The 26,050-nt window shown below is 73.8% G+C and carries 21 protein-coding genes; 9 read left to right on the plus strand and 12 right to left on the minus strand.

The window, feature by feature from the left end; genetic code table 11:
* Nucleotides 1-62: 62 nt before the first annotated feature.
* The 9 genes from ACIO92_RS05085 to ACIO92_RS05125 all read right to left on the minus strand — a co-directional run bounded on the left by ACIO92_RS05085 (nt 63) and on the right by ACIO92_RS05125 (nt 11,102).
* Entirely contained in the window at nt 63-1,100 is a 1,038-nt protein-coding gene (locus ACIO92_RS05085) for a glutamate ABC transporter substrate-binding protein (RefSeq protein ID WP_366440615.1), read from the minus strand.
* 11 nt (nt 1,101-1,111) lie between these two features.
* Nucleotides 1,112-2,545, minus strand: a complete 1,434-nt coding sequence (locus ACIO92_RS05090; RefSeq protein WP_402282289.1) for a hypothetical protein — start codon at nt 2,543-2,545, stop codon at nt 1,112-1,114.
* Nucleotides 2,546-2,947: 402 nt separating this feature from the next.
* Entirely contained in the window at nt 2,948-3,937 is a 990-nt protein-coding gene (locus tag ACIO92_RS05095; protein ID WP_401237927.1) for an N-acetylglucosamine kinase, read from the minus strand.
* Entirely contained in the window at nt 3,928-5,193 is a 1,266-nt protein-coding gene (locus ACIO92_RS05100) for a 6-phospho-beta-glucosidase (RefSeq protein WP_402282292.1), read from the minus strand. Before ACIO92_RS05100 ends, ACIO92_RS05095 begins: the two co-directional genes overlap by 10 nt.
* Nucleotides 5,194-5,201: 8 nt before the next feature.
* Entirely contained in the window at nt 5,202-6,089 is an 888-nt protein-coding gene (locus tag ACIO92_RS05105) for a carbohydrate ABC transporter permease (RefSeq protein WP_366440611.1), read from the minus strand.
* A 3-nt stretch (nt 6,090-6,092) separates the two neighbouring features.
* Nucleotides 6,093-7,091, minus strand: coding sequence for a carbohydrate ABC transporter permease (locus ACIO92_RS05110; protein ID WP_401237931.1), 999 nt, complete (start codon nt 7,089-7,091; stop codon nt 6,093-6,095).
* Between the two features lie 13 nt (nt 7,092-7,104).
* The gene (locus tag ACIO92_RS05115) at nt 7,105-8,451 is read right to left on the minus strand and encodes an ABC transporter substrate-binding protein (protein WP_366440610.1); all 1,347 of its coding nucleotides are present in this window, start codon (nt 8,449-8,451) and stop codon (nt 7,105-7,107) included.
* Nucleotides 8,452-8,516: 65 nt separating this feature from the next.
* A complete protein-coding gene (locus ACIO92_RS05120; RefSeq protein WP_366440609.1) occupies nt 8,517-9,731 on the minus strand; it encodes an ROK family transcriptional regulator in 1,215 nt (404 codons plus the stop codon).
* A 309-nt stretch (nt 9,732-10,040) separates the two neighbouring features.
* Nucleotides 10,041-11,102: a mechanosensitive ion channel family protein gene (locus ACIO92_RS05125; RefSeq protein ID WP_366440608.1), complete on the minus strand. Its 1,062-nt coding sequence runs from the start codon at nt 11,100-11,102 to the stop codon at nt 10,041-10,043.
* Nucleotides 11,103-11,360: 258 nt separating this feature from the next.
* Here ACIO92_RS05125 and ACIO92_RS05130 point away from each other — a divergent pair, with 258 nt between their 5' ends.
* On the plus strand, nt 11,361-11,924 hold the full coding sequence (locus ACIO92_RS05130; RefSeq protein WP_366440607.1) for an HNH endonuclease: 564 nt from the start codon (nt 11,361-11,363) through the stop codon (nt 11,922-11,924).
* A 315-nt stretch (nt 11,925-12,239) separates the two neighbouring features.
* Here the strand turns inward: ACIO92_RS05130 and ACIO92_RS05135 are convergent, their stop codons facing one another.
* A complete protein-coding gene (locus ACIO92_RS05135) occupies nt 12,240-15,470 on the minus strand; it encodes a beta-N-acetylglucosaminidase domain-containing protein (RefSeq protein WP_402282499.1) in 3,231 nt (1,076 codons plus the stop codon).
* A 260-nt stretch (nt 15,471-15,730) separates the two neighbouring features.
* On the opposite strand from ACIO92_RS05135, the gene ACIO92_RS05140 reads away from it, so the two are divergent.
* From ACIO92_RS05140 to ACIO92_RS05150, 3 genes are read left to right on the plus strand one after another with little or no spacing between them, the layout of a single operon-like run.
* A complete protein-coding gene (locus ACIO92_RS05140; protein ID WP_366440606.1) occupies nt 15,731-15,928 on the plus strand; it encodes a hypothetical protein in 198 nt (65 codons plus the stop codon).
* A 1-nt stretch (nt 15,929) separates the two neighbouring features.
* On the plus strand, nt 15,930-18,071 hold the full coding sequence (gene malQ / locus ACIO92_RS05145; RefSeq protein ID WP_401237937.1) for a 4-alpha-glucanotransferase: 2,142 nt from the start codon (nt 15,930-15,932) through the stop codon (nt 18,069-18,071).
* A gap of 20 nt (nt 18,072-18,091) precedes the next feature.
* Nucleotides 18,092-18,319 carry a hypothetical protein gene (locus tag ACIO92_RS05150; protein ID WP_351791975.1) on the plus strand — a complete coding sequence of 76 codons (228 nt, stop codon included), beginning with the start codon at nt 18,092-18,094 and terminating at the stop codon, nt 18,317-18,319.
* Between the two features lie 256 nt (nt 18,320-18,575).
* Here the strand turns inward: ACIO92_RS05150 and ACIO92_RS05155 are convergent, their stop codons facing one another.
* Nucleotides 18,576-19,088, minus strand: a complete 513-nt coding sequence (locus ACIO92_RS05155) for a MarR family transcriptional regulator (protein WP_366440604.1) — start codon at nt 19,086-19,088, stop codon at nt 18,576-18,578.
* Between the two features lie 141 nt (nt 19,089-19,229).
* On the opposite strand from ACIO92_RS05155, the gene ACIO92_RS05160 reads away from it, so the two are divergent.
* From ACIO92_RS05160 to alc, 5 genes are all read left to right on the plus strand, one after another.
* Entirely contained in the window at nt 19,230-20,267 is a 1,038-nt protein-coding gene (locus tag ACIO92_RS05160) for an EamA family transporter (protein ID WP_366440603.1), read from the plus strand.
* A gap of 22 nt (nt 20,268-20,289) precedes the next feature.
* Entirely contained in the window at nt 20,290-20,661 is a 372-nt protein-coding gene (locus ACIO92_RS05165; protein WP_402282511.1) for a hypothetical protein, read from the plus strand.
* Nucleotides 20,662-20,683: 22 nt separating this feature from the next.
* The gene (locus tag ACIO92_RS05170) at nt 20,684-20,974 is read left to right on the plus strand and encodes an EamA family transporter (RefSeq protein WP_402282501.1); all 291 of its coding nucleotides are present in this window, start codon (nt 20,684-20,686) and stop codon (nt 20,972-20,974) included.
* 10 nt (nt 20,975-20,984) lie between these two features.
* Entirely contained in the window at nt 20,985-21,902 is a 918-nt protein-coding gene (locus ACIO92_RS05175) for a LysR family transcriptional regulator (RefSeq protein ID WP_366440602.1), read from the plus strand.
* A gap of 145 nt (nt 21,903-22,047) precedes the next feature.
* A complete protein-coding gene (gene alc / locus ACIO92_RS05180) occupies nt 22,048-23,184 on the plus strand; it encodes an allantoicase (RefSeq protein WP_366440601.1) in 1,137 nt (378 codons plus the stop codon).
* A 187-nt stretch (nt 23,185-23,371) separates the two neighbouring features.
* Here the strand turns inward: alc and pepN are convergent, their stop codons facing one another.
* Nucleotides 23,372-25,945 (minus strand): aminopeptidase N, encoded by a 2,574-nt coding sequence (pepN, locus tag ACIO92_RS05185; RefSeq protein ID WP_366440600.1) that lies wholly within the window; start codon nt 25,943-25,945, stop codon nt 23,372-23,374.
* Between the last annotated feature and the right edge of the window lie 105 nt (nt 25,946-26,050).

Here is a 26,050-nt window from a genome sequence, read left to right on the forward strand (position 1 = left end):
TCTTCCTCTCCGTGTGCGGGCCGCCGCTACGGCGCCGCCCCCGGCACTGCCGGGGCGCGGCGCTACTTGTACAGCGGAGCGGGCGGGCCCGGTATCCCGGGCAGGTCCTTCTCCAGCCAGTCCTTGTACGCCTTCTGCCAGGGGCCCTGCCGGTATCCCACGAGCACCTGGTTGACCCGGCGCACCAGGTCGTCGTTGCCCAGCTTGGCCGCCACCCCGTAGTACTCCTTCGTGAACGGCTCGCCCTTCAGCTCGACCGCCGGGTCCTGCGCCGCCTGGCCCGCCGCGAGGGCGTTGTCCGTGACGACGGCGTCGACCTCGCCGAGCTGGAGCCGGGCCAGGCAGTCCAGCTGGTTGGGGACCGTCAGCAGGTCCTTGTCGTCCTTGGTGCCGTCGCCCTCGTCCTTGAAGACCGCGCCGAAGGAGTTCTCCACGAGGGCGTCGTAGGCGGTGGATCCCTCGGCGGTGCAGACCCGCTTGCCGCGCAGCGAGGAGTCGTACCCCGTGATGTCCCTGGCCGCCCTGGGCGCCAGGACCTGCTGTCCCGCCTGGAAGTAGGCGGTGGAGAAGGCGACCTCCCCGATCCGCTTGCAGTTGATCGTCATGGTCCGCACGACCAGGTCGATCGTGCCGCTGTTCAGCAGTTCGGTCCGCTGGTTGGTGGGGATCGCGCGGAGGATGACCGCGTCCCGGTCGCCGAGCAGGTCCGCCGCGACGGCCCGCGCCAGATCGATGTCGAAGCCCTCCAGGACGCCCTTCTCCGGGTTCCGGTAGCCCCAGCGGTAGCTGGACTGGTCGACGCCGACGACCAGCTTCCCGCGCTTCTTGATCGCCTCGACCGCCGGGCCGTCCGCCGACGACGGGGTCAGCGAGGCCTCCGGGCGCTCACAGGTCTCGGCCCTGACCTGGACGCCGGTGCCGATCCCGGGTCCCCGACCGTACGTCTCCGGGGCCGCCGCCGCGCCGCTCCCGCCGTGCGTCAGCGGCAGCAGGGTCAGGGAGGCGGTGAGCCCGCAGGCCACGGCCATCGCGGCCACCCCGCCCCAGCCCCGGAAGCGCCGCACGGTCCGCCGCGCCAGCGGGTACGCGCCGTTCGTCATCCCGCCCCCTCTCACCGGTACTCCGACAGTCTGCGGTTGACGCCGAGGACCGCGCCCGCCGCGCCCAGGACGCCGAGCAGCGCCGCGCCGAACGGCAGCAGGGCCAGCGCTCCACCGGCGGCCGAGGCGGCCCGGGTGAACTCGTCCCCCTCGTGCGCGAGGGCCTTCTCCAGGGCCGCGTCGACCTGGTCGAAGGCCTGCTCGGTGGAGTCCTTCGGCCCGATGATCCGGGTGAGGGCGGCCTCGTAGTCACCGGCTTCGTCCCGCGCGCGGGCGTCCTTGTGGCGCTGCTGCCACTCGCCGACGCGGGCGACCGCCTCCTGGACGGGGGTGCGGCCCTCGCTGTCGTCGGCCCGCTCGCCCGCCGTGGCGAGCGCCCGGGTCAGGGTGTCCATGCTGGCCGCGTAGTCCGTCTCGTACTTGTCCTTCCGCTTCGCCGGGTCGGGGTCCTCGGTGAGGACCGCGCCCCGGGCGACCAGCGTCAGGTTCTCGTTGGCGCGGGCGGTGAGCGAGCCGATCCGGGCGGTGTTGAGCGCCTGGAGGGACTCCTGGCCCCGGGTCCGCGCCTCGCTCAGATCGGCGCGGGCCAGGGAGTGCGCGGCGACCAGCCAGAGCAGGGCGACCACCGTGGCGGCGGTGGCCGCGAGCAGCCCCTGGTTGAACACCCGGTGGGTGTGGAGGTAGTTGCGGCGCTGGGCCCAGGCGAGGGCGGCGAGGACGGCGAGACCGAGGGCGACCGACGCCCAGGGCCAGGCGCGGGCCGAGGAGTCGTCCTGCCGCAGTCGCTCGGTCTCGGCCTCGTACAGCCGCTCGGCGGCCGGGAGCAGGGTGGAGGTCATCTGCTGGTTGGCGTACCGCAGATAGGCCCCGCCCAGCGGCAGGCCCTGCCGGTTGGCGGCCCTGGCCCGCTCGATCAGACCCGTGTAGCGCGGGAGTTGCTCGTTCAGGACGGCTATCTGCTCGGCCGACTCACCGGAACCGGAGCCGCCCGCCGAGGCCTCGACGAGGAGCCGGGCGGCTCCGGTGATGTCCCGGTCGTACTGCTCGCGGGACTCCCGCGGTTCGAGGGTGCCCGCGAGGAAGCCGCTGGCGGCGGTGGTGTCGGCGTCGGCGAGGTAGCGGTAGATCGAGGCGGCGTCGGCGGAGAGCGGACGGCTGCGGTGGACGACGTCGTCCACGGCGGACGCCCGGTCGTCGACCTGGAGGGCGGTGACCGCGCCGAACGCGACGAGGAGCACCGCGAGTACGGCCCCGAGGATCTGGAGCCTGCCGGGCTCGGTCGTCGTGACGGCCCGCAGCCGCTCACGGCCCGCGGACCGGGCGCCGCGCCCCGGGGCCGGGAGACCGGCGGGCGCGGGCGACGGCTGCGCGGGCACGCCTGCCGGGCGCGCGGGCGCCGTGCTCCGCGCCGCCGGGACGGCGGGCGCGTTCGGCGGGTGTGTCACTTGACCTCCCCCTCGGTCGCTGACGTCGGCCGTCCGGCCGGGTCCCGGTGCGGGCCGGTCACGGTGGACGACCACCCGGCCAGCAGTATGGCCGCAGGGGGCCTTCCGCACACCGGGATTGACTCGATCTTGTTCTTATCGTGCCGCACGCCCGTGGCGACCGCCCCGGGCGAACCCCCTCACCTTGAATACGTCGACGGGCCCGCACCGGTTCCGTATCCGCTGTCGCTCGAACAGGTGAACGTGTACCGGCGGGTTCCCTCCCGGCCCGCCGTCGAACACCCGCGTGAACGGCCCCGACGCGCCCGCGCCCGCCCCGTCGGCGGCCGGAGGGCACCCCCCTCGCACACGCCCGCGGGGCGCCCCTCCACCAGGAAGGGACGCCCCGCGGGCCGGGCCGGATCAGGCCCCGTAGTGCTTCCGCAGCCGGTCCGCCGCCTCCGGACCCGCCCCCGACTCGTCCAGCGCGAGCAGCCCCGCGCCGAGCACCGGCGGCGCCGTCACGAAACCGACGACGGCCTTCGGCGCCCGCTCCGCGAGGAGTTCCCTGATCCGGTCCTCCAACTGCGGGTGCCGCGCGGCGAGGACGCTGCCGCCCAGCATCACCGGCGCCTCCTCGTCGAGCAGTCCGAGCCGCCCGAGGGCGACCGCCGACATGGCCACGACCTCCTCGGCGAGCCGGTGCACCAGCGACAGCGCCACCGGATCGCCCTCGGCGCTCACCCGGAACAGCACCGGAGTCAGCTCGTGCCGCCGCTCGAACGGCACCAGACCCAGGTGCAGCGCCTCGATCAGCGCGTACATCGTCTCCAGGCCGAAGTGCGCGGGCAGCGCGACGGCCAGCGCGGACGGTTCGCCGCGCCCGTCCTCGGCCCGCGCGGCGCACCACAGCGCCTCCTCGGCCATGCCGCTGCCGCCGCCCCAGTCCCCCGAGATCTTCCCGATCGCGGGGAAGCGGGCGGTCCGCCCGTCGGGGGTCATCCCGACGCAGTTGATGCCCGCGCCGCAGACCACGGCGACACCGCGCGGCTCGTCGAGTCCGGCGCGCAGTATCGCGAAGGTGTCGTTGTGCACCCGCACCGACCGGCTCCAGCCCCGGCCCAGGATCTCGGTCTGGAGCGCGACCTCCTCGACGGGCAGATCCGCATTGGCCAGACACGCGCTGACGTGCGCGAACGCGGGCGGGAGCGCGGCCCCGCCCGCCTGTGCCCAGGCCCGCCCGACGATCTCCGCCAGGCTGTCGACGGCCGTCGACACGCCCACCACCGGGGGCTGGAACCCGCCGCCGCGCGCCGAGCCGAGGACGGTGCCGTCCGGTCCGACGACCGCGACGTCGGTCTTGCTGTTCCCCGCGTCGACCGCGAGGAGCGCGCCGTCCAGGTTCACGCCCACGCGAGGTGCTCCCGGTTGTGCGCGATCAGCCGGTCGGTGAGTCCCTCGGCGTACTCGTACTGGCCCACCAGCGGGTGTCCGAGGAGGGCCTTGAACACCCGGTCCCGGCCGCCGCGCAGCGCCGCTTCGAGCGCCAGGTCCTCATAGGCCGTGACATGGGCCATGAGCCCCGCGTACAGCGGGTCCACCGGGGCGACCGGCAGCGGCGCGGCCCCGTGGCCGCCGACCGACGCCTGCGTCTCGATGACGGCGTCGTCCGGCAGGAACGGCAGCGTGCCCCTGTTGTACGTGTTCACCACCTGGTACGGCGAACCTCCGCCGCCGAGCAGGGCGGCGGCGAGGTCCACGGCCGCCTCCGAGTAGAAGGCGCCGCCGCGCTTGGCGAGCAGGGCGGGCTTCTCGTCGAGCGCCGGGTCCCCGTACATCTCCAGGAGTTCCTTCTCCATCGCGGCGACCTCGGCCGCCCGCGAGGGCTTGGTGCCGAGCTCCCGGACGACCTCGTCGTGCGCGTAGAAGTAGCGCAGGTAGTACGAGGGGACGACGCCGAGCCGGTCCAGGACCTGGCGCGGCAGCCGCAGGTCGTCGGCGATGGTGTCGCCGTGCTCGGCGAGCAGCCGGGGCAGCACGTTCTCGCCCTCGGGCCCGCCCAGGCGCACCGCGCGCTCCCAGGTCAGGTGGTTGAGCCCGATGTGCTCCAGGTGCACGTCGGAGGGTGCCACGCCGAGGAGCCCGGCGAACTTGCGCTGGAAGCCGATGGCCACGTTGCACAGGCCGACGGCCTTGTGACCGGCCTGGAGCAGCGCGCGGGTGACGATGCCGACGGGGTTGGTGAAGTCGATGATCCAGGCGTCGGGGTTGGCGCGCCGGACCCGCTCCGCGATGTCGAGGACGACGGGGACCGTGCGCAGCGCCTTGGCGAGACCTCCGGCGCCGGTGGTCTCCTGGCCGACGCAGCCGCACTCCAGCGGCCAGGTCTCGTCCTGGAGCCGGGCGGCCTGTCCGCCGATCCGCAGCTGGAGCAGGACGGCGTCGGCGCCCTCGACCCCGGCGTCCAGGCCGGAGGTGGTGACGATCTTCCCCGGGTGGTCCTGCTTGGCGAAGATGCGCCGGGCGAGGCCGCCGACCAGTTCGAGCCGCTCGGCGGCCGGGTCGACGAGGACGAGTTCGGTGATGGGCAGGGTGTCGCGCAGGCGCGCGAATCCGTCGATCAGTTCGGGGGTGTAGGTGGAACCGCCCCCCACGACAGTGAGCTTCATGGTGTGCTTCAGCCCTTCACTCCGGTCAGTGTGACTCCCTCGACGAACGCCTTCTGGGCGAAGAAGAAGACGAGGATCACAGGGGCCATGACCAGGACGGTCGCGGCCATGGTCAGATTCCAGTCGGTCTGGTGCGCGCCCTTGAAGGACTCCAGGCCGTAGCTGAGGGTCCAGGCGGCGGGGTTCTCGGAGGCGTAGATCTGCGGCCCGAAGTAGTCGTTCCAGCAGTAGAAGAACTGGAAGAGGGCGACGGCGGCGATGCCGGGCTTCGCCATCGGCAGCACGATCCGGATCAGGGTGCGGAACTCTCCGCAGCCGTCGATCCTGGCCGCCTCGACGTACTCGTCGGGGATGGTCAGCAGGAACTGGCGCAGCAGGAAGATGGCGAAGGCGTCGCCGAAGGCCATCGGGATGATCAGCGGCCACAGGGAGCCGGAGAGGTCCATCTGCTTGGCCCAGAACAGGTACATGGGGATGATCACGACCTGCGGCGGCAGCATCATCATCGAGATGACGAGCAGCAGCGACAGGTGCCGGCCGCGGAAGCGGAACTTGGCCAGCGCGTACGCCACCGGGACCGAGGACACCACGACGAGGGCGGTGCCGAGTCCCGCGTACAGCAGGGAGTTCTTCCACCAGGTGAGGAAGCCGGGGGTCTCGAAGACCTCGACGTAGTTCTCGAAGTGCCAGGAGTTCGGCGTCAGGTCCCGGGTGAGCGCCTGCTGGTCGCTCATCACGGACGTCAGGAAGACGAAGACGAACGGGAGCACGAAGAACAGGGCCGCGGCGATGCCGAGCGAGTGCACGGCGATCCAGTGCAGCAGCGCCTTGCGGCGGGCCCGGCGCAGCGCGGGGTTCGCGGACGCGGTCCGGTCGGGGAGGGTTGCGGTCGTCATGGTTCAGTCACCCGAGCCGATCAGGCCGCCGCGCTTGCGCATCAGGAGCGCGGTGAAGGCCATGGAGAAGGCGAAGAGCACCAGCGCCACCACACAGGCCGCGCCGTAGTTGAACTGGCTGAAGCCGAGGCTGTAGACCAGCTGGGGGAGGGTCAGGGTGGAGTCGTCCGGGTGGCCGGGGACGAAGGTGACGCCGGAGCCGCCCATCACGCCCGAGGCGACCTTGGCGGCCACCATCGGCTGGGTGTAGTACTGCATCGCGCCGATGATCCCGGTGACGACCGCGAAGAGCACGATCGGCGAGATGTTCGGCAGGGTGATGAAGCGGAACCGCTGCCACCCGGAGGCGCCGTCGAGTTCGGCGGCCTCGTACTGCTCCTTGGGCACGTCGAGCAGCGCGGCCATGAAGATGACCATGAGGTCGCCGATGCCCCACACGGCGAGGACCGTCAGGGCGGGCTTGGACCAGCTGGCGTCGTTGAACCAGGAGGGGGCGGGAATGCCGATCGCCTCCAGGAGGGAGTTGACCGGTCCGGTGCCGGGGTTGAGCAGGAAGACGAAGGCGAGCGTGGCGGCCACCGGCGGGGCCAGGTACGGCAGGTAGAAGAGGGTGCGGAAGACTCCGGCGCCCGTCTTGATCTTGGTGATGAGCATCCCGATGCCGAGGCCGAAGAGGACCCGGCAGCTCACCATGACGACACAGAGCCAGAGGGTGTTCTGCAGGGCGGGCCAGAACTGCGGGAAGTCCGTGAAGACGTACGACCAGTTGTCGGTGCCCCGCCAGGTGGGCGGGTTGAGCCCGTCGTACCGCATGAACGAGAAGTACAGCGTGGAGAGGAGCGGGTAGGCGAAGAAGACGCCGAAGCCGATCAGCCAGGGCGACATGAACGCCAGGGTGCGCAGGGCGTTGCGGCGGCGCTTGGCGCGCAGCGTGTTGCGTCCTCCGGGAACGGCGGCGGCCGGGGCGGCCGCCGCCTTCGCGGGCAGGGTGTCCGTGCTCATGGGGTGCGGGCCGTCACTTCGCCGCTGCGATGTCGCGGTCGATCTGGGCCGCGGTGTCCGCGAGGCCCTTCCGCAGGTCGGCGACCTCGCCCTTCTCGTACTTCTGGGCGAACTTCTGGAGGGTGTCCTGGTAGGCGGAGCCGTTGATGGCGCCGTCGGAGGTGCTGGACTTCGGGTGGCGGGCGATGTCCAGGAAGACCTTGAAGCGCGCGTCCAGCTTCAGGTTCGGGGACTTCAGGGCCTCCAGGGTGGAGGGCACGTTGCCGATGTCGTTGGCGAACTGGACCACGGCCTCGGTGTCCGTGGTCATGTACTTGATCAGCTCCCAGGCGGCGTTCTGCTTCTTGCTCTGCGGAGCGATGCCCATGATCGTGCCGGAGAGGTAGCCCTTGCCGTACTCGGCGATCTCGTCGTCGGCGACCGGCAGCGGCGCGACGCCGATCTCGAAGGGCACCTTGGCGTTCTTGGCGAAGTTCAGCCGCCACTCGCCGTCGAGCTGCATGGCGACCTGGCCGGTGTGGAAGGGGTGCTGGGCGCCCCACTCGTCACCGAAGGTGGTGCGGTACTTGTCGAGCTTCTGGAAGCCGCCGAGGGCGTCCACCAGGGACTTCTGGTACGTCATCATCTTGGCGAAGCCCGGGTCGGTGGCGACGACGGACTTGCCGTCCTTGCCGAAGTACCCGTCGTGCTTCCACTGGGACATGTAGTGCGAGACGACGGTCTCGTAGCCGAGGTAGTTCGGCATGAAGCCGAGCTGCTCGTACGAGTCGCCCTTGGGCTCGGTGAGCTTCTTGGCGGCCTCGGTGAACTGCGACCAGGTCTTCGGCGGGGCCTCGGGGTCGAGCCCGGCCTTCTTGAAGGCGTCCTTGTTGTAGAAGAGGCCGTACGCGTCGGAGAGCAGCGGCAGGCTGCACCGCTTCCCCTCGAACTGGGTGTACTGCTGGAGGACCTTCGGGAAGGTCTTGTCGAGGTCCAGCTTGTCCTTCTCGATGAACGGCTTGAGGTCGGCGAGGGCGCCCGAGGCGCAGAACTTGCCGACGTTGGCCGTGGTGAAGGAGGACACGACGTCCGGCCCGTTGGAGCCGCCCGCGCGCAGCGCCTGGCCCAGCTTGTCGTCGTTGATGCTGCCGACGACCTTCACCTTGATGTTGGGGTGGGCCTTCATGAAGCGGTCGACGCTGGCCGTGATCGCCGCCACCTCCGACGGGGCCGCCCAGCCGTGCCAGAAGGTGATGGTGGTCTCGGCTTTGGGGTCGTCGCTCGCCGCGTTGTTCGCGGAGCCGGTACAGGCCGAGGCGAAGAGGGCGATCGAAGCGGTGGCGGCGAGCGCGGCGGCTGCCTTGCGCGGGCGTCCGGGCATGACGGTGTCTCCCTGTGGCGGAGGGGTTACGGGGGAAGGGGGAGGAAGCGGGGGCGGGCGGTGGGTCAGCGCGAGGTGTCGAAGACCTCGTCGCGCGTGGTGGCGAGGGCGCTTTCGAGGGCGCCCCTGACCACGGGGCGCACGGGCACGGCGGTGAGGACCAGGCGCGGCCGGGAGGCGGCGAGGTCGGCGAGTTCGGACTGCACGCGAGCGCGCAGGGGTTCGCCGCCGGCGACGAGGACCTCGCCGGACAGCACGATCAGTTCGGGGTCGAGGACCGCGACCAGGGACGCGAGACCGGTGGCGAGGCGTTCGGCGTAGCGGTCGAGCAGTTCGGCGTACCGGGGGTCCTCGCCGTGCGCCTCGGCGGCGTGCGCGAGCAGTCCGCTCGCCACCGGGACGTACGGCTGCTCCGGGGTGTCGATGCCGAGGGAGCGGGCGATCCGGGGGACGGCCTGCACGCCCGCGAGCTCCTGGTAGCCGCCGGAGTTGGCCTTGGTGACCTGCCGGACGAGCGGGGTGCCGGGCACCGGCAGGAAACCGACCTCGCCCGCGCCGCCGGTGAAGCCCCGGTGCAGTCGCCCGCCGAGGACGAGGGCGGCGCCGAGGCCCTCCTCGTTCCACAGCAGGGCGAAGTCCGTGTGGCCCCGGGCGGCGCCGACGCGCTGTTCGGCGACGGCGACGAGGTTGACGTCGTTCTCGTACTCGAACGGCATGGGCAGGGCCGCGGCCAGCTCCTCCAGGAGGGTGGGGGAGTGCCAGCCGGGCAGGTGGGAGGCGTACCGCAGCCGCCCGGTGGCCGGGTCGAAGGCGCCGGGGGTGCCGATGACCAGCCGCCGGACCTCCTCGCGGGTGATCCCGGCCGCCTCGACGGCCCCGTCGAGGGCGTCGGTGACCTGACGGACCACGCCGGAGGCGGCGCGGCCGGGGGTGCGCAGTTCGTACTCGCCGACGATGCGGCCGGTGACGTCGGCGACGGCGGCGTGGATACGGGACTGGTTGACGTCGAGTCCGGCGGCGTACGCGGCCCGCGGGTTGACCGCGTAGAGCTGGGCGTTCGGTCCGGGACGGCCCTCGGTGGTGCCGGTGGCGACGACCAGGCCCGCGGCTTCGAGGCGGGCGAGCAGCTGGGAGGCGGTCGGCTTGGACAGGCCGGTGAGCTTGCCGATCCGGGTGCGGGAGAGCGGGCCGTGCTCCAGGAGCAGATCGAGGGCGGCCCGGTCGTTCATGGCGCGCAGGACGCGCGGTGTGCCGGGGGTTCCCGGGGTCGTACCGGCCATGAGGTCGCACCTGCCCTTCGACGCTTTCGGGCCATTCTGCTGCCTGAGCGCTGCCCGGCGGCGGAACCGTTCACCCACTGCACTGTTAGGAAAGTTTCCTATTCGGTGGGAGGAAGGTAAGGCGGACGTCACGGAGCCGTCAATACCCGGGGACGACAAACGCCCCCGAAGGCAACCGAAGCGTTACCCGAGGGGGCGTTTCCGGAGCCCGGCGGAAGAGGCGCTCCCCGCCGGGCGGGGCCGGTTCCTTCCGGCGGCCGGGGGTTCCCGGCCGCCGCGCGATCCGTCCCGCCTCCCGCGCCGCCGGGCCTACTTGGTGAGGTCCGTCCTCGGCAGCGGGGTCGCCGCCGCCGACTGGGGGGAGGTCGCCGAGGCGAACGCCGACGGCGCCGCCATGCCCGCGGTCGGATCGGCCGCCGCCTCCTCCGCCTGCGCCGGGAGCCCGCCCACGATCCGGATGCCCGCCTCGTCCAGCCCCCGCTTGATCCGCCAGCGCAGCTCGCGCTCCACCCCGAGCGCCTTCCCCGGCATGGTCTTCGCCGAGACCCGGACGGTCATCGAGTCCATCAGCACCTCGACCAGACCGAGCACTTCCACCGGGCCCCACAGGCGCTCGTTCCACGGCTCCTCCTTCGCCATGGACTCGGCCGCCTCCGTGATGACGGCCCGCACCTTCTCCAGGTCCTCCGTCGGCCGGACCGTCACGTCGACCGCCGCCGTCGCCCAGCCCTGGCTGAGGTTCCCTATCCGCTTGATCTCGCCGTTGCGCACGTACCAGATCTCGCCGTCCACCCCGCGCAGCTTCGTCACCCGCAGACCCACCTCGACGACCTCGCCGGAGGCCACGCCCGCGTCGACCGAGTCACCGACCCCGTACTGGTCCTCCAGGATCATGAAGACACCGGAGAGGAAGTCCGTCACCAGGTTCCGGGCGCCGAAACCGATCGCCACACCGGCCACACCGGCCGAGGCGAGCAGCGGCGCCAGATCGATCTGGAAGGCGCCGAGGATCATCAGTCCCGCCGTGCCCAGGATCAGGAACGACGCCACCGAACGCAGCACCGAACCGATCGCCTCCGAGCGCTGCCGCCGCCGCTCGGTGTTCACCAGGAGACCGCCCAGGGCCGTCCCCTCCACCGCCTGCGCCGAGCGGTTCATCCGGTCGATCAGTTTCGTCAGGGCACGCCGTATGACCATGCGCAGCAGCAGCGCCACGACCAGGATCAGCACGATGCGCAGCCCGGTGTTCAGCCAGGTGGACCAGTTCTGCTCCACCCAGCTCGCCGCGTTCGTCGCCGTCTCCGCGGCTTCGTCCAGGGTCACCGGAATGGGCTCGGGTTCGGTGGCAGCCGCCAGGGCGGACCAGGACACGGGACAACCTCCAAGCATTGCGGACGCGGATCCTCCACAGTAACGGGGCCTCTCGCGTGGTCTCGTTGCCGTGTTCGAGGGAGAGACCGGCCTCACCCGGGCAGAGAAGAGGCAAGACATGCCGGTGTGGTCGAGAACACGCCCGGCCCGTCCACCCCGAGCGCGGTACGTGGTGGCGTTCCGACCAGGCATGAGGAGAGACTGAGAGCAGTTCGTCCCGGCGCGAGCCACGCGCCGCCGGCGTCATAGGAGGCATCCGTGCCGCATGTCCTGGTCCTCAACGCGTCGTACGAGCCGCTCGGCGTCGTACCGCTCCGCCGCGCGCTCGTCCTCGTCCTGGAGAACAAGGCCCTCTGTCTTGAGGAGTCCGGCGCCTTCCTGCACAGCGAGACCCAAGTCGTCTCCGCGCCCAGCGTGGTGCGGCTGAAACGCTTCGTGCGGGTCCCCTACCGGGGGCCCGTTCCCTTGACCCGCAGGGCGCTCTTCGCCCGTGACGGCGGGCGCTGCATGTACTGCGGGGCGGTGGCGACCAGCGTCGACCACGTCGTCCCGCGCAGCCGTGGGGGCACCCACGCCTGGGACAACGTGGTGGCGGCCTGCCGCCGCTGCAACCACGTCAAGGCCGACAGACACCTGCGGGAGATCGGCTGGCGGCTCCGCCACCAACCGGCCCCGCCGACCGGCCTGGCCTGGCGGATCATCGGGACCGGACACCGGGACCCCCGCTGGCTGCCGTACCTCCAGCCGTACGGAGCCGAGGACGTGATGGCCCGGATCGACTCCGTCGCCGACGCCCCCGTGAGGGCGCTGACGACGGGTTGAGCCGGGCCTTTCGCGTACGCGGGGCCGGGTGCGCGGAGCGGCACACCCCCAGGGGGCGGGCCGCTCCTCAGCCACGCCCCCGGCCGGTCCGCGCCCCGGCCGGTCCGCTCCTCAAGCCGCGCCCCCCCGGCCGCGCCGCCGGGAGCGCCGCCGGAGGCCCCACCGGGGCCACGGCCGTCCGCCCGACCCCCGACCCCCGACCCCCGCCCCGCGGCTACCCGTCGCCGCCGTGCCCGGTCCGGTGGAGCCCATCGGGTCCAGGGCGCCGGAGCGGCCGGTGGTGCCGGAGCGGCCGGGTCAGCCGGTGGTGCCGGGTCAGCCCGTGGTGCCGGAGCGGCCCGTGGCCCCGGGAGGTGTCCTCCCCGGCTCTCCCGCCCTCCCTTCCTCCCCGTCCCCTCCCGTCTCTCCGGTCGTGCCCGCCCCGGCGGTCCGCCCCGCCCCCGCGGTCCTCCCGGTCTCCCCGGCGGAGACCTCCGGCGCCACCGCGTACGCCTCCACCGACCAGAGCGAGTAGCCGTACCGGGTCGCGCGGGCCTCGCCCCGCACCCGCAGGAACCGGGTGTCCGGGGCGTCCGTGCGGACCGGCTCCCGTCCGCCCCGGCCGTCCCTCACCGTCGCCGCCGTCCGCCAGGACCGCCCGTCCGCCGAGACCTCGATCCGGTACCGGGAGGCGTACGCGTCCTGCCAGCGCAGCACCACCTGCCCCAGCCGCACCGGCCGGGGCAGTTCGAGCAGCAGCCAGGCGTCGTCCTCGGCGGGGGAGGACCAGCGGGTCGCCGGGTCCCCGTCCACCGAGGCGGCGGCGGGGAAGTCCGGCGTCTCGTCGCCCGAGGAGGACGCCGTCGCCGCCCGCGCCAGATCCCCGCCCGCCGTACGGGGGAACGCCCGCACCGTCAGCACCCGCTCCAGGCCCGCGAACGACACCGCGACCCGGTAGGCGCCCACCGGCGTCCCCGGCGCCACCGACACCTCCAGCGGGACCGTCGCCCGCGACCCCCGCTCCACCACGGCCCGCTCCGGCAGCCGTACGGCCAGGCCCGCCGGGGCCCTCGCCGTCAGCGGCCCCCGCACCTCCCGCGCGCGCCGCCCCGACAGCTCCACGTCCACCCGCGCCGCCGGACCGCCGATCACCGCGTCCGTCTCCGTCCTGGCCAGGCCGAGCCCCGCGCGCGGCCCGTCCGCGAACCACGGCACGAGCGCCCGCACCCGGGGCCGCGCGCCCCCGCCGTCCCACACCACCCGCAGCGCGTCCGCACGCAGCCCCGGGGCCCCGGTCTGCGTCCACCCGGACGCCGACAGCGGACCGAGCGCCCGCCAGCCGCCGCCCGGCACCCGCGCCTCCACGCGCGCGCGGCCCCCGTCCGCCGCGCCCGGCTCCGCCATCACCGTCAGGGCCTCCAACGGCCGCGCCCGGCCGAACCGCACGGTGTACGAGCCCGGGGCCCGCTCCGCACCGGCCGCCGGGGCCCGGTCCGCACCGGTCCAGGCCGCCGCCCGCTCCACCACGCGCGCGAGGAACGGGTCGAGGACCCCCGCGCCGACCGTCACCCGGCTCGCCGCCAGTTCCTTCCGCAGCGCTTCGAGGCGCAGCTGCGCCCGCCAGGCCGCGGCGCCGTCGCCGCGCGTCTGGGCCAGCAGCAGATCGACGGCGGTCTCGCCCGCGAGGCCGTACCGGGAGAGGAGACCGAGCCAGGGTCCGGTCTCCTCGCCGAGGGCGCCGCCCGCCGTGTCCGCCAGCCGCCCGGGGGCCTCCCGCATCACGGTGAACGCGGCCCGCAGCGCGCGCGCCGCCTCCGCCCGCCGGTCGGCGGCGCCGGACCCGGGGGCCCCGGGCGACCCGCCGCCCGGGGCCGCCCTGGGCTCGCCGTCCCGGCCCCCGCCCGGCTCCTCCGGGCGCTCGCGGGACGCCCAGAACGCCGTCAGGAGCGGCTTCAGGAAGGCCGATTCGCCCGTCGGGTCGAGGACCGAGGAGGCACTGTTCCCCGCGAGGGCCGCCAGCGCCCCGCGGGCGCCGGGCGCCGGGCCCGCGAGGTCGTCCACGGCCGCCCGCCAGGACTCCGGGGGCCGGTAGCCGCGCGGGTTCCAGGCGTAGTCGGCGGCGGTGAACAGCGGCACGCGGGAGGCCACCGGCTGCTCCATGGCGTACGAGAGGAACGCGGCGGAACCGGCGGCCACACCCGGCTCGCGGCCGGTGACGGGGCCGAGGAACAGCCGGTCCTGCGCGTAGTCGTTGACCGGGTAGTCGTCCATGGTGACCAGCGGATGGCGCAGCGCGTCCCGGGCCGCCGCCAGCTCACCGCCGGTGATCGCGCGCGGTACGACGCCGACGCCGGTCCACGCCACCCGCACCCGCGCGCCGAGCGCCCCGGCCAGCTCCGTGCGGTACTCCGTCGCCCCGTCCTGGTAGTACTCCGTCGGCAGCACCGTCAGCGGCTCGCTCCCCGGGTGCCGTCCGGCGAGGTGCCGGGCGACGGCACCCGCCACGCGCGCGTGGGCGGCGGCAGCGGCCCCGGGACCGCGCCCGAAGACCTCGGCGTCCCGCTCGCAGTGCCACTCGTCGTACGAGGCGTCCTGGAACTGGAGCTGGAAGAACCGGAACCCGAGGTCCCACATCGCGTCGATCTTGCGGGTCAGCGCCGCCGTGTCACGGTCCGAGGACAGGCACATGGACTGGGCGGGCGCCACGGCCCAGCCGGGCAGCACGTGCCGGGCGCGGGCCCGCTCGGCCAGGGCCCGGAACCCGGCCCGCTGCTCCGCCGGGTAGGGCTCGCGCCACTGGACACCCCGGTAGGGGTCGTCGCCGGGCGCGTACAGATAACGGTTCTGCTTGGTCCTGCCGAGGAAGTCGAGCTGGGCCAGGCGCTGCTCCGTCGTCCAGGGACGCCCGTAGAAGCCCTCGGTGACCCCGCGTCCGGCCGTGCCCGGCCAGTCGCGGACGACGGCCCCGGGGACCTCCCGGCCGCTCCCCAGGAGCTGGCGCAGCGTCTGGACCGCGTGGAACAGGCCGTCCCCGCCCACCCCGTCCAGGACCACGGTGTCCCGCCCCCGGAAGCGGCCGGTGGCGAGCCGGTAGCCGCCGTCCGGCAGGCCGAGCCGGTCGGGCACCCGCAGGGCGGCCAGTGCCTCCCGGGCGGCCCCGCCGCCGGGTCCTGCGGCCACCAGCACCGGCCCCCGGCCCGGGAGCCCCCCGTGGACGGTCCGCACCCCGGCGGTCGCCAGCAGCGCGCGCAGGGCGGCGAGCGCGTACGGATCGGCGTCCCCGTCCGCCACCAGCGTCACCTCGTCCCCGAGCCGTACGGAGGGCCCGGCGGCGGCCAGGGACTGCGGCCGGGGCCACACGTCGGGCAGCGCGCGCGCCGGGGCGGGCGCGCGGGGAGCGTCCGTCGGGGAGGCGGCCGGCACCTTCGGGAACGCCCCCGCCGCGACCCCCCGCGCCGGAACGGCCCGCGCCGGGACCGCCACCGTCCCGCCGAGCAGACCGCCGAGGACGGCGACGGCCACCACCGTCGCGGCGCGTCTCCCGCGCCGGGGGCGCACGAGGTGCACGGGGCGCACGAGGTCTCCCTTCGGCGGGACCGGCCGCTCCGCCGGTCCGGTCACGAGTAGGTCACGAGCCCACCACCGGCGTGCGGAGGTGTCAACGAGAGAGACCCTCGTGTCGGCTTTGCCCGGTCAGTTCCGTTTTGCGCGGTCGGTTCCGGCGAGGTGACGTCACTTCGTCACGTTCCGCCGGTAGAACGAGGAGCGGTGGGTAGGGCTCAGTCGTGACCCAGGTCCCACCTGTCGAGACGAATCGGGAGACCCCCGTGACCACGACCGCCCACCACCTCGGACGGATACGGATTCCGCAGCAGGCCCGCACCGGCGAACCGCTCACCAGCGAGCCCCCGCTCCCCGACGCGGCTCCCCTCACCAGCGAACCGCCGCTCACCACGGCGGCCCCCCTCACCAGCGAAGCCACCGCCCCCGGCAGCGCGGGCGGCGCGGAGTCCCCCGGAGTGTGAAGTGACCCTGGCCCGTCTCGCCGCCCGTCACGGCGTCGCCACCGCCCACAGCCCGTCCGAAGGCGTCACCGTGCCGGTGCCGGAGGCGACCGTGGTCGCCGTCCTCGGCGCCCTCGGCGTGGACGCGGCCACCCCGGAGGAGGTCGCCGCCGCCCTCGAAGCGGCGGAGCGGGCCGACCGGGAGCGACTGCTGCCCCCGACCCTGGTCCGGTGGCGGGACGCGGAGCCGGTCCACCCCCCGGCCGACCTGCCGCACGGCACCCGGCTCCGGGTCACCACCGAGGACGGCGCCGTCGTCACCGGCCGGGACTGGGAGCGGCTGCCCCCCGGCGTCCACACCGTCGAGGCGCAGGCCCCCGACGGGCGGACGGCCACCGCGACCCTGATCGTGAGCCCCGCGCGCGTGCCCGCCCCCCGACACCGCTCGTACGGGCTCCTCGTCCAGCTCTACTCGCTGCTCTCCACCCGCTCCTGGGGCATGGGCGACCTCGGGGACCTGCGCGAACTCGCCACCTGGGCGGGCCGCGTCCACGGCGCCGGGTTCATCCAGGTCAACCCCCTGCACGCGGGCGTCCCCGGGGCGCCGAGCGACCCCTCCCCGTACCGCCCCTCCTCCCGCCGCTTCCCCGACCCCGTCCACCTGCGGATCGAGGAGGTCCCCGAGTACGCGCTGGTCGGCCCCGAGCGCCGGGAGGAACTCGACGGCATCCTCGCCGAGGCCGCCGAACTGCGCGAACGGGTCCTCACCAAGGGCGCGCCCGTCGACCGGGACGCGGTGTGGGAGGCCAAGCGGCGGGCCCTGGAACTCGTCGTCGCGGACGTCGACCTCGGCCCCGGCCGACGCGCCGACTTCCACGCCTTCCTCGCGGCCCGGGGCCGCGCCCTGGAGGACCACGCCACCTACCAGGCCCTCGCCGAGCGCCACGGACCCCACTGGCGGAGCTGGCCCGAGGCGCTCCGCGACCCGCGCACGGCCGGGACCGCCGTCCGCGAGGACCCGGCCCTGGCCGCCCGGGTCGACTTCCACTGCCGTCTCGCCTGGCTGACGGACCGGCAGCTGGCCGCCGCCGCCGAGGCCGCCCGCGAGGCCGGGATGGCGGTCGGCATCGTCCACGACCTCGCGGTCGGCGTCCACCCGGAGGGCTCCGACACCTGGGCCCGGCGCGGCGACTTCGCCACCGGCATGTCGATCGGCGCCCCGCCCGACGCCTTCAACGCGCGCGGTCAGGACTGGGGCCTGCCGCCCTGGCGCCCCGACGCCCTCGCCGCCACCGGCTACGCCCCCTACCGGGGGCTCCTGCGCGAACTCCTGCGCCACGCGGGCGCGCTGCGCATCGACCACGTGATGGGCCTCTTCCGCCTCTGGTGGGTGCCGGAGGGCCGCGAGCCCACCGAGGGCACGTACGTCCGGTACGACGCCGACGCGATGCTCGCGGTCCTGGTCCTGGAGGCCCACCGGGCCGGGGCCCTCGTCATCGGCGAGGACCTCGGCACGGTCGAGCCGGGCGTCCGCGAGGAACTCGCCGGACGCGGGGTGTTCGGCACCTCCGTGCTCTGGTTCGAACGGGACTGGGCGGGTGGCGGGCGCCCGCTGCCACGGGACGCCTGGCGCACCGCGTGCGTGGCCACCGCCACCACCCACGACCTGCCCCCGACCGCCGCCCGGCTCTCCGGCGACCACGTCACCCTGCGGCACCGGCTCGGGCTGCTCACCGGTGACCTGGAGCGCGAGCGGGCGGTGGACGCGGCGGAGACCGCCGAGTGGCTCGGTCTGTTCCAGCGGCTCGGGCTGCTCCCGGAGGGGCCGGGCGAGGAGGAGGCCGAGATCGTCGCCGTCCACCGGTTCCTGCTGGACACCCCGGCCCGGATGGTGGGGGTGTGGCTGCCGGACGCGGTGGGGGACCGCAGACCGCAGAACCTGCCGGGCACCTGGGACGAGTACCCCAACTGGCGGCTGCCGCTGGCCGGTCCGGACGGGCAGCCGTTCACCCTGGAGCGGCTCGCGGCCTCGCCCCGCGCGCACGCGCTGCTGCGCGAACTGCACGCGCGCACGACGGCCCCGGACGCCCCGGCGGCTTCCGCGGACACCCCCGCGACCGGGCGGAACGCCCGTACGGCACCCCCGGACGCGCGGGCCGATTAGCTGTTCGCTACGTTTGCACCGTGGACAAGAAGAACGCTCTGCGCGCCGGTTCGATCGCGGCCGGTACGACGCTGATGATGCTGCTCATGTCGTCCCCCGCGCTCGCGCTCACCCGCGACGACGGCGACGACCCGGCCCCCAAGCTGGAGGTCATCGAGACCCTCGGCCTGTTCGTCGCGGCACCGCTGGTGCTGTTCCTGGTGATCGCCGGCCTGGTGATGGTGCTCGACAAGTCCAAGAAGGTCTGACCACCGCTTCCTTCGCTCCGCCGAGGGCGCCGCACGGCACCGAATTGTGCCGTGCGGCGCCCTCGTGCGCGTTTCCGGGGCCCCCGGCGACTCCGGGCCGCCCCACGGCCTCCCGCCCGCCGGGCCCCGGCCGGGTGCTCCGCCGGGACCCCGGCCGGTCCTCCCCGCTCGTCCCCGAGGCCCAAGGGCCAAGGCCCAAGGCCCAAGCCCCCGAGGCCCAAGCCCCCGAGGTCCCCGGTGTCTCAGGCCCGGGGCCTCAGACCGAGGACGCGAGCAGTTTGCGCAGCAGTCCGGTCAGTTGCGCCGCCTCCTCGTCGGTGAGCGCGCCCTCCAGGGCCGCCCGCTGTTCCGCGAGGCCCGCTTCCACGGCCTGGTCGACCAGTTCCCTGCCGCGCTCGCTGAGAGTGACCCGCAGCCCCCGGCGGTCGTTCGGGTCCGGGCTGCGGGTGAGCAGTCCGGCCTTCTCCAGCTTGTCGAGACGGCCCGTCATCCCGCCGGTCGTGATCATCAGCGTGGCGGTCAGCTCGCGCGGCGAGAGCGTGTACGGCTCCCCTGACCTGCGCAGGGTGGCGAGCACATCGAACTCCCCGAGGGCCATGCCGTAGGGCGCGTACGCCTTGTCGACCCTGCCGCGCATGGCGTTGGCCAGGCGGTAGATCCGCCCGAAGACCGCCATCGGCACGGTGTCCAGGTCGGGGCGGACCACCGCCCACTGGTCGGCGATGGCGTCGACGGCGTCGTGGGCCGGTCCGGGGTTCTTCGTCTCCATGCGCACAGTCTCCTCTCTCCACAGAGTCGATGGCAAGAAAGCCACTTGCAAGCAAGTAGCTTAATGGTAAGTTAATTACTGCCAAGCCGGTCCGGCCCTGCGAGGGACCGGCGCCGCATCCGTGTCAGGGGGGAACCCGTCATGTCCCGCAAAGCAGCAGTCGTCGCGCTGACCGCCCTCGCCCCGATCTCCTGGGGCTCCACCTACTTCGTCACCACCGAGTTCCTGCCGCCCGACCGGCCGCTCTTCACCGGCCTGATGCGCGCCCTGCCCGCCGGACTCCTCCTCCTGGCCCTCACCCGCAAGCTTCCCCGGGGCGCCTGGTGGTGGAAGTCCGCGGTCCTCGGCGCCCTCAACATCGGCGCCTTCTTCCCGCTCCTCTTCCTCGCCGCCTACCGGCTCCCCGGTGGGGTCGCCGCCGTCGTCGGCTCCGTGGGCCCGCTCCTCGTCGTCGGTCTCGCCGCCCTCTTCCTCGGCGACAAGCCCACCGCGAAGTCCCTGATCACCGCCGTCGCCGCCGCCTTCGGCGTCAGCCTCGTGGTGCTCAAGGCCGGAGCCGCCCTCGATCTCGTCGGAGTGGTCGCCGGACTGCTCTCCGCGCTCTCGATGTCGGCGGGTGTCGTCTTCACCAAGCGCTGGGGCCGCCCCGAGGGCGTCGGAGCCCTCGCCCTCACCGGCTGGCAGCTCACCGCGGGCGGCCTGGTCATCCTGCCCGTCGCCTTCCTGGTCGAGGGCGCACCGCCCGCCCTGACCGGCGCCAACCTGGCCGGATACGCCTACCTCGCCTTCGGCAACACCGCGATCTCGTACTTCCTCTGGTTCCGGGGCATCGAGCGGCTGAGCGCCTCCTCGGTCACCCTCCTCGGCCCGCTCTCCCCGATCACGGCCGCGATCATCGGCTGGGCCGCGCTCGGCCAGGCACTCGGCCCGGTGCAGCTGCTCGGCATGGCCATCGCCTTCGGCGCCACCCTCGCGGGCCAGCTGAGCCCCCGCACCCGCAAGGGCGGGAAGGCCGGTGGGGTCGGTGAGGCCGGTGAGGCGCGGGCCGGAAAGGGCGGGGAGGCCGTGGAGGCGACTCCGGAGGCCCGCGCCGTCGCAGCGGCCCCATCGTTCAGCCCCACTGAAAAGAACGGTCGGAAGGTTTCGATGGACCTGGAGGTTTCGGCGGTGCGACGGTAGGCCGCCGACGGAGAGGAACCCGATGGCCCTGCTGGACCCACCGACCGCCCCGAGCAGTGACACCGAAGAGCCGGCGACCGTGCGGAACCGCGCGCGGGGCGTCGGCCTCGGCGTTCTCCTCGCCCTGCTCGCCCTGCTCGCCCTGCTCGCCACGGTCGTCCGGTCCGGCAGCTTCGTCACCGCCCGCGCCCTCCACGACACCGCCCCCCGGTCCAGGCCGCCTTCTGGCGCTGGATCGTCGCCCTCCTCGCGGTCGCCCCGCTCGCCGCCCGCGAGACCTGGCGGCAGCGACGGCTCGTCCGCCGCCGCCCCGCCGCCCCGCCGCCCCGCCGTCCCGCCGCCCTCGGCGGTCTCCCCCTTTTCCTCCTCGTCACCTTCGCCCTCGGCGCCCTGATGCTGCTTCCCGCCCCCATGCGCTGAGCCTCGCCGTCCAGGGCGGCTTCACCCCCACCACCGGCACCGTCGGCCCCCTCGTCTACGTCGGCGTCTGCTCCTCCGCCGTCGCCTTCTTCGCCTGGAACAAGGCCGTCGAACTCATCGGCGCGGCCCGCGCGGGCAGCGCCCACCACCTCCAGCCGGTCTGCGTCGCCCTCCTCTCGTACGCGCTCATCGGCGAGGAACTCGGCCTCCTCGGCGTCCTGTGCACGGCGCTGATCCTCGGTGGGGTCGTCCTGGCCTCCGCGCCCGGGAAACGGAAGGGGGGATAGGTTGCGCCCCATGACCGAGTGGGACGTCAAGAAGCTCCAGATCCTCCGCACCCTCCGCGACCGGGGCACCGTCACCGCCGCCGCCGAGGCCCTCCTCCTCACCCCCTCGGCCGTTTCGCAGCAGCTCACCAACCTCTCCAGGCAGCTCGGCGTACGGCTCCTGGAGGCCCAGGGCCGCCGGGTCCGGCTCACCGACGCCGCCCATCTGGTGCTGCGGCACGCGGAGGTGGTGTTCGCCCAGCTGGAGCGCGCCGACGCCGAACTCGACGGCTATCTGCGGGGCGAGGCGGGCCAGGTGCGGGTGGCGGCCTTCTCGACCTCCGTGACCGCGCTCGTCGTGCCCGCCGTACGGCAGCTGCGGGCCGCGCACCCCGGGCTCGACGTCCGCGTCCGGGAGGCCGAGGCGGCGGAGGCGTACGAACTCCTCGCGGCGGGCCAGGTCGATCTGGCGCTCTCGCTCGCCGCCCACGCGCCCTCCGCCCGCGACCCCAAGTTCAGCCGGGTGCCGCTGCTCGCCGACCCGCTCGACGTGGCCCTGCCCGCCGGACACCCGCACGCCGACGCCCCCGGCCTCCGGCTCGCCGACCTGGCGGCGGAGCCCTGGATCTTCGGCGGCTCCGGACCCTGGTCGGAGATCACCACGGCCGCCTGCGAGGCCGCCGGGTTCGTGCCCGAGCAGGCCCACAGCGCCTCCGGCTGGACCGCGATCCTCGCCATGGTCGAGGCGGGCATGGGCATCGCCCTGGTCCCCCGGATGGCGGCGGCGGAGCGCCGGAGCGGCACCGGGGTCGTCATGCGGGTCCTCGCCGCCGACCAGCCCCGCCGCCATGTCGTCGCCGCCGTGCGGCGCGGCGCGGAGGAGGGCCCCGCGGTGGCCCGGGTGCTCACGGCCCTCCGCCGGGCCGCCGCCGCCCGCGAGACGGTCTGAGCCGCCGGGCGCCCCTCGTGCCCTCGGCGCACCGGCCCCCGCCCACCCCTCCCGGGGACCTTTCAGAGGACCTTTCAGAAGAACTGAAAAGCAACCTCGAAAACATTCGATGGACCGGGGATCCGGGGCGCGGGAGAGTCGGGGCATGAGCAGCCTCGAAGCGAACGCCGCGCCCCAGGACGACCCGCACGCCAACGACGCCGCCCCCTACGCGGGAGGTGACCCGTACGCCGACTACCGCGCCGGTGACTTCCCCTTCACCGAACTGGTCGACCTCGCCGACCGGCGGCTCGGCGGCGGGGTCGTCGCCGCCGAGGACGAGTTCTTCGCCGAGCGCGAGAACCTCCTGGTCCGCGAGCGCGCCGTCTTCGACCCGGAGCACTTCGGCCACAAGGGCAAGGTCATGGACGGCTGGGAGACCCGCCGCCGCCGGGGCGCCGACGCCGAGAACGTCTTCCCCGCCCCCGAGGACCACGACTGGGCGATCGTCCGCCTCGGCGCCCCCGGCGTGATCCGCGGGATCGTCGTCGACACCGCCCACTTCCGGGGCAACTACCCGCAGCGGGTGAGCGTCCAGGCCACCTCCGTGGAGGGCTCGCCCACCCCGGAGGAACTGCTCGACGCGAAGTGGGAGGAGCTGGTCCCGCCCACCCCCGTCCGGGGCCACGCCGCCAACGGCTTCGAGATCAGCGCCGAGCGCCGCTGGACCCATGTGCGGCTCTGCCAGCACCCGGACGGCGGCGTCGCCCGCCTCCGCGTCCACGGCGAGGTCGTCCCCGACCCCGAGTGGCTGGAGCTGCTCGGCACCCTCGACCTGATCGCGGTGCTCAACGGCGGTTCCTACGAGGACGCCTCCGACCGCTTCTACTCCTCACCGACCCAGATCATCCTGCCCGGCACCTCCCGCAAGATGGACGACGGCTGGGAGAACCGGCGCCGCCGGGTGCGCGGCACCAACGACTGGGTGCGCTTCCGGCTCGCCGCGCAGGGCGCTGTCCGCGCCGTCGAGATCGACACCGCCTGCCTCAAGGGCAACTCGGCGGGCTGGATCGCCCTCCAGGGCCGCGACGGCGAGAACGGCGAGTGGTTCGAGATCATCCCCCGGACCAGGCTCCAGCCCGACACCCCGCACCGCTTCAAGCTGCCCGCCCACGCCGTCGTCACCCACGTCCGGCTGGACGCCTTCCCCGACGGCGGGGTCGCCAGGATGCGGCTGCACGGGGAGCTGACGGAGCAGGGCGCGGCCGGACTGCGCGCCCGGTTCACGGCGCTCGGCGGCTGACCGGACCGGAAGACCTCCGCCCGGCGGAGCGGCCGCGCGCCGACGCCCGCCCGCCGGGCGGACTCCAGACTCCCCCGCTCCGAGACCCGGACCGCCGCCGACTCCGACCGCCGCCGCCCCGGACCACCACGGCACGACGAAGGGGCGCCCCCTGAGGGAGGGCGCCCCTTCACCGGGTCCTACGGGACTACTGGGCGGCCGCGTCCGCCGCCTGTGCCTTCAGGGCGCGCTCGACGCCCGCGCGGCACTCCGTCACCAGACGCCGCAGCGCCGGGGCCGGGGCGTGCTCGGCGATCCACGCGTCGGTGGCGTCCAGCGTCTCCCGGGAGACCTGGAGCGCCGGGTAGAGGCCGACCACGATCTGCTGGATCATCTCGTGGCTGCGGGTCTCCGAGACGCCCTTGATCGCCGCGAAGTACTTCTCCGTGTACGGGGCGAGCAGCTCGCGCTGGTCGGACTGGACGAAGCCGCCGATGACGGCCTCCTGCACCGCGTTGGCCAGCTTGTCGTCCTCGACGACCGAGGCCCAGGCCTCCGCCTTCGCCGCGTCCGTCGGACGGGCCGCGCGGGCGGTGGCCGCGTGCCGTTCGCCCGCCGCCGTCCGGTCGCGCTCCAGCTCGCCCGCGATCTCCGTCTCGTCGTAGACGCCGGTCGCCGCGAGGCGCTGCACGAACGCCCAGCGCAGCTCGGTGTCGACGGCCAGGCCCTCGATCGTCTCGCGGCCCTCCAGGAGGGAGGCGAGCAGATCGAGCTGCTGCGGGGTGCGCGCGGTCGCCGCGAAGGCCCGCGCCCAGGCCAGCTGGTGGTCGCTCGCGGGCTCGGCCGCGCGCAGGTGCGCCAGGGTCGCGTCGGTCCAGCGGCTCAGGCCCGCCTCGCGCCACTCCGGCGCCGCGTACAGGTCCACGGCGGCCTTGGCCTGGCCCTGGAGCGACTGGACGACGCCGATGTCGGACTCCTTGCCGACGCCGGAGAGCACCAGCTCCAGGTAGTCGCGGGTGGCCAGCTCGCCGTCGCGGGTCATGTCCCAGGCGGAGGCCCAGCACAGGGCGCGGGGCAGGGACTCGGCGAAGTCGCCGAGGTGCGCGGTGACGTTCTGCAGGGACACCTCGTCGAGGCGGACCTTGGCGTACGACAGGTCGTCGTCGTTGAGGAGGACGACGGCCGGGCGGCGCTTGCCGTGCAGCTGCGGCACGGCGGTCAGCTCGGCGGCGGCGATGTCGAGTTCGAGGCGCTCGACACGGACCAGCTTGCCGTCCGCGTCCAGGTCGTAGAAGCCGATCGCGATCCGGTGCGGGCGCAGGACGGCCTCGCCCTTGGCGCCCACGGGCAGCGCGGGGGCCTCCTGGCGGACGGCGAAGGCGGTGATCGAACCGTTCTCGTCGGTCTCGACCTCAGGGCGGAGGATGTTGATGCCGGCGGTCTCCAGCCACGCCTTCGACCAGGTCTTCAGATCGCGTCCCGAAGTCTCCTCCAGGGCGCCGAGGAGGTCGGAGAGGCGGGTGTTGCCGAAGGCGTGCGCCCGGAAGTAGGCCTGGACGCCCTTGAAGAACTCGTCCTGGCCGACGTAGGCGACGAGCTGCTTGAGCACACTGGCGCCCTTGGCGTACGTGATCCCGTCGAAGTTGACGAGCACGTCCTCCAGGTCGTTGATCTCGGCCATGATCGGGTGCGTGGACGGCAGCTGGTCCTGGCGGTAGGCCCAGGTCTTCTCCGCGTTGGCGAAGGTGGTCCAGGCGTTCGGCCAGCGGGTGCCGGGCACCGACGCCTGGCAGGCGACGGAGGTGTAGGTGGCGAACGACTCGTTCAGCCACAGGTCGTTCCACCACTCCATGGTCACGAGGTCGCCGAACCACATGTGGGCCAGCTCGTGCAGGATGGTCTCGGCCCGCCGCTCGTACGCCGCGTCCGTCACCTTCGAGCGGAAGACGTACTGGTCGCGGATGGTGACCGCGCCCGCGTTCTCCATCGCGCCCGCGTTGAACTCGGGCACGAAGAGCTGGTCGTACTTGGCGAACGGGTAGTCGTACGCGAACTTCTCCTGGAACCAGTCGAAGCCCTGCCGGGTGACGTCGAAGATGTGGTCGGCGTCCAGGAACTCGGCGAGCGAGGGACGGCAGTAGATGCCGAGCGGGACGCTCTGGCCGTCCTTCTCGTACGAGGAGTGGACCGAGTGGTACGGGCCGACGATCAGCGCGGTGATGTACGTGGAGATGCGCGGGGTCGGCTCGAAGACCCACACGTCGTCCTTGGGCTCCGGCGTGGGCGAGTTGGAGACGACCGACCAGCCGCTCGGCGCCTTCACGGTGAACTGGAAGGTCGCCTTCAGGTCGGGCTGCTCGAAGGAGGCGAAGACGCGGCGGGCGTCCGGCACCTCGAACTGGGTGTAGAGGTACGCCTGGTCGTCGACCGGGTCGACGAAGCGGTGCAGACCCTCTCCGGTGTTCGTGTACGCGCAGTCGGCGACGATCCGCAGCTCGTTCGGCCCCTGGCGCAGATGATCGAGGGCGATCCGGGAGTCGCGGAAGACGGCGGCGACGTCGAGCGCGTGGCCGTTGAGGACGGCCTCGTGGACGGCGGGTGCGACGAGGTCGATGAAGGTCGAGGCATGGGCCTCGGCGGAATCGAAGCGGACGGTGGTGACGGACCTGTAGGTGCCGCCCTCCTGCGCGCCGGAGAGGTCGAGTTCGACCTCGTACGCGTCCACGGTCAGCAGCGCGGCGCGCTTCTGGGCCTCTTCGCGGGTCAGGTTTGTGCCAGGCACCCGGTCATCTCCTCGGTTTCGTGACGTTTGGGCCATCCTTCCACGCCCCGGTGCGGGGGCGCACGGCACATTTCGGCGTCCCCGCCCCGGTCAGCGGACGCCGGA

This window comes from Streptomyces sp. NPDC087215, from assembly GCF_044744885.1.
Lineage (GTDB): Bacteria > Actinomycetota > Actinomycetes > Streptomycetales > Streptomycetaceae > Streptomyces.

Bases quoted from the DNA above. Each gene is read 5' to 3' on its own strand.
- ACIO92_RS05085 (WP_366440615.1), bottom strand. From the start codon at position 1,100: ATGACGAACGGCGCGTACCCGCTGGCGCGGCGGACCGTGCGGCGCTTC.
- ACIO92_RS05100 (WP_402282292.1), bottom strand. From the start codon at position 5,193: ATGAAGCTCACTGTCGTGGGGGGCGGTTCCACCTACACCCCCGAACTG.
- ACIO92_RS05105 (WP_366440611.1), bottom strand. From the start codon at position 6,089: ATGACGACCGCAACCCTCCCCGACCGGACCGCGTCCGCGAACCCCGCG.
- ACIO92_RS05110 (WP_401237931.1), bottom strand. From the start codon at position 7,091: ATGAGCACGGACACCCTGCCCGCGAAGGCGGCGGCCGCCCCGGCCGCC.
- ACIO92_RS05115 (WP_366440610.1), bottom strand. From the start codon at position 8,451: ATGCCCGGACGCCCGCGCAAGGCAGCCGCCGCGCTCGCCGCCACCGCT.
- ACIO92_RS05120 (WP_366440609.1), bottom strand. From the start codon at position 9,731: ATGGCCGGTACGACCCCGGGAACCCCCGGCACACCGCGCGTCCTGCGC.
- ACIO92_RS05155 (WP_366440604.1), bottom strand. From the start codon at position 19,088: ATGGAGACGAAGAACCCCGGACCGGCCCACGACGCCGTCGACGCCATC.
- ACIO92_RS05160 (WP_366440603.1), top strand. From the start codon at position 19,230: ATGTCCCGCAAAGCAGCAGTCGTCGCGCTGACCGCCCTCGCCCCGATC.
- ACIO92_RS05165 (WP_402282511.1), top strand. From the start codon at position 20,290: ATGGCCCTGCTGGACCCACCGACCGCCCCGAGCAGTGACACCGAAGAG.
- ACIO92_RS05175 (WP_366440602.1), top strand. From the start codon at position 20,985: ATGACCGAGTGGGACGTCAAGAAGCTCCAGATCCTCCGCACCCTCCGC.
- alc (WP_366440601.1), top strand. From the start codon at position 22,048: ATGAGCAGCCTCGAAGCGAACGCCGCGCCCCAGGACGACCCGCACGCC.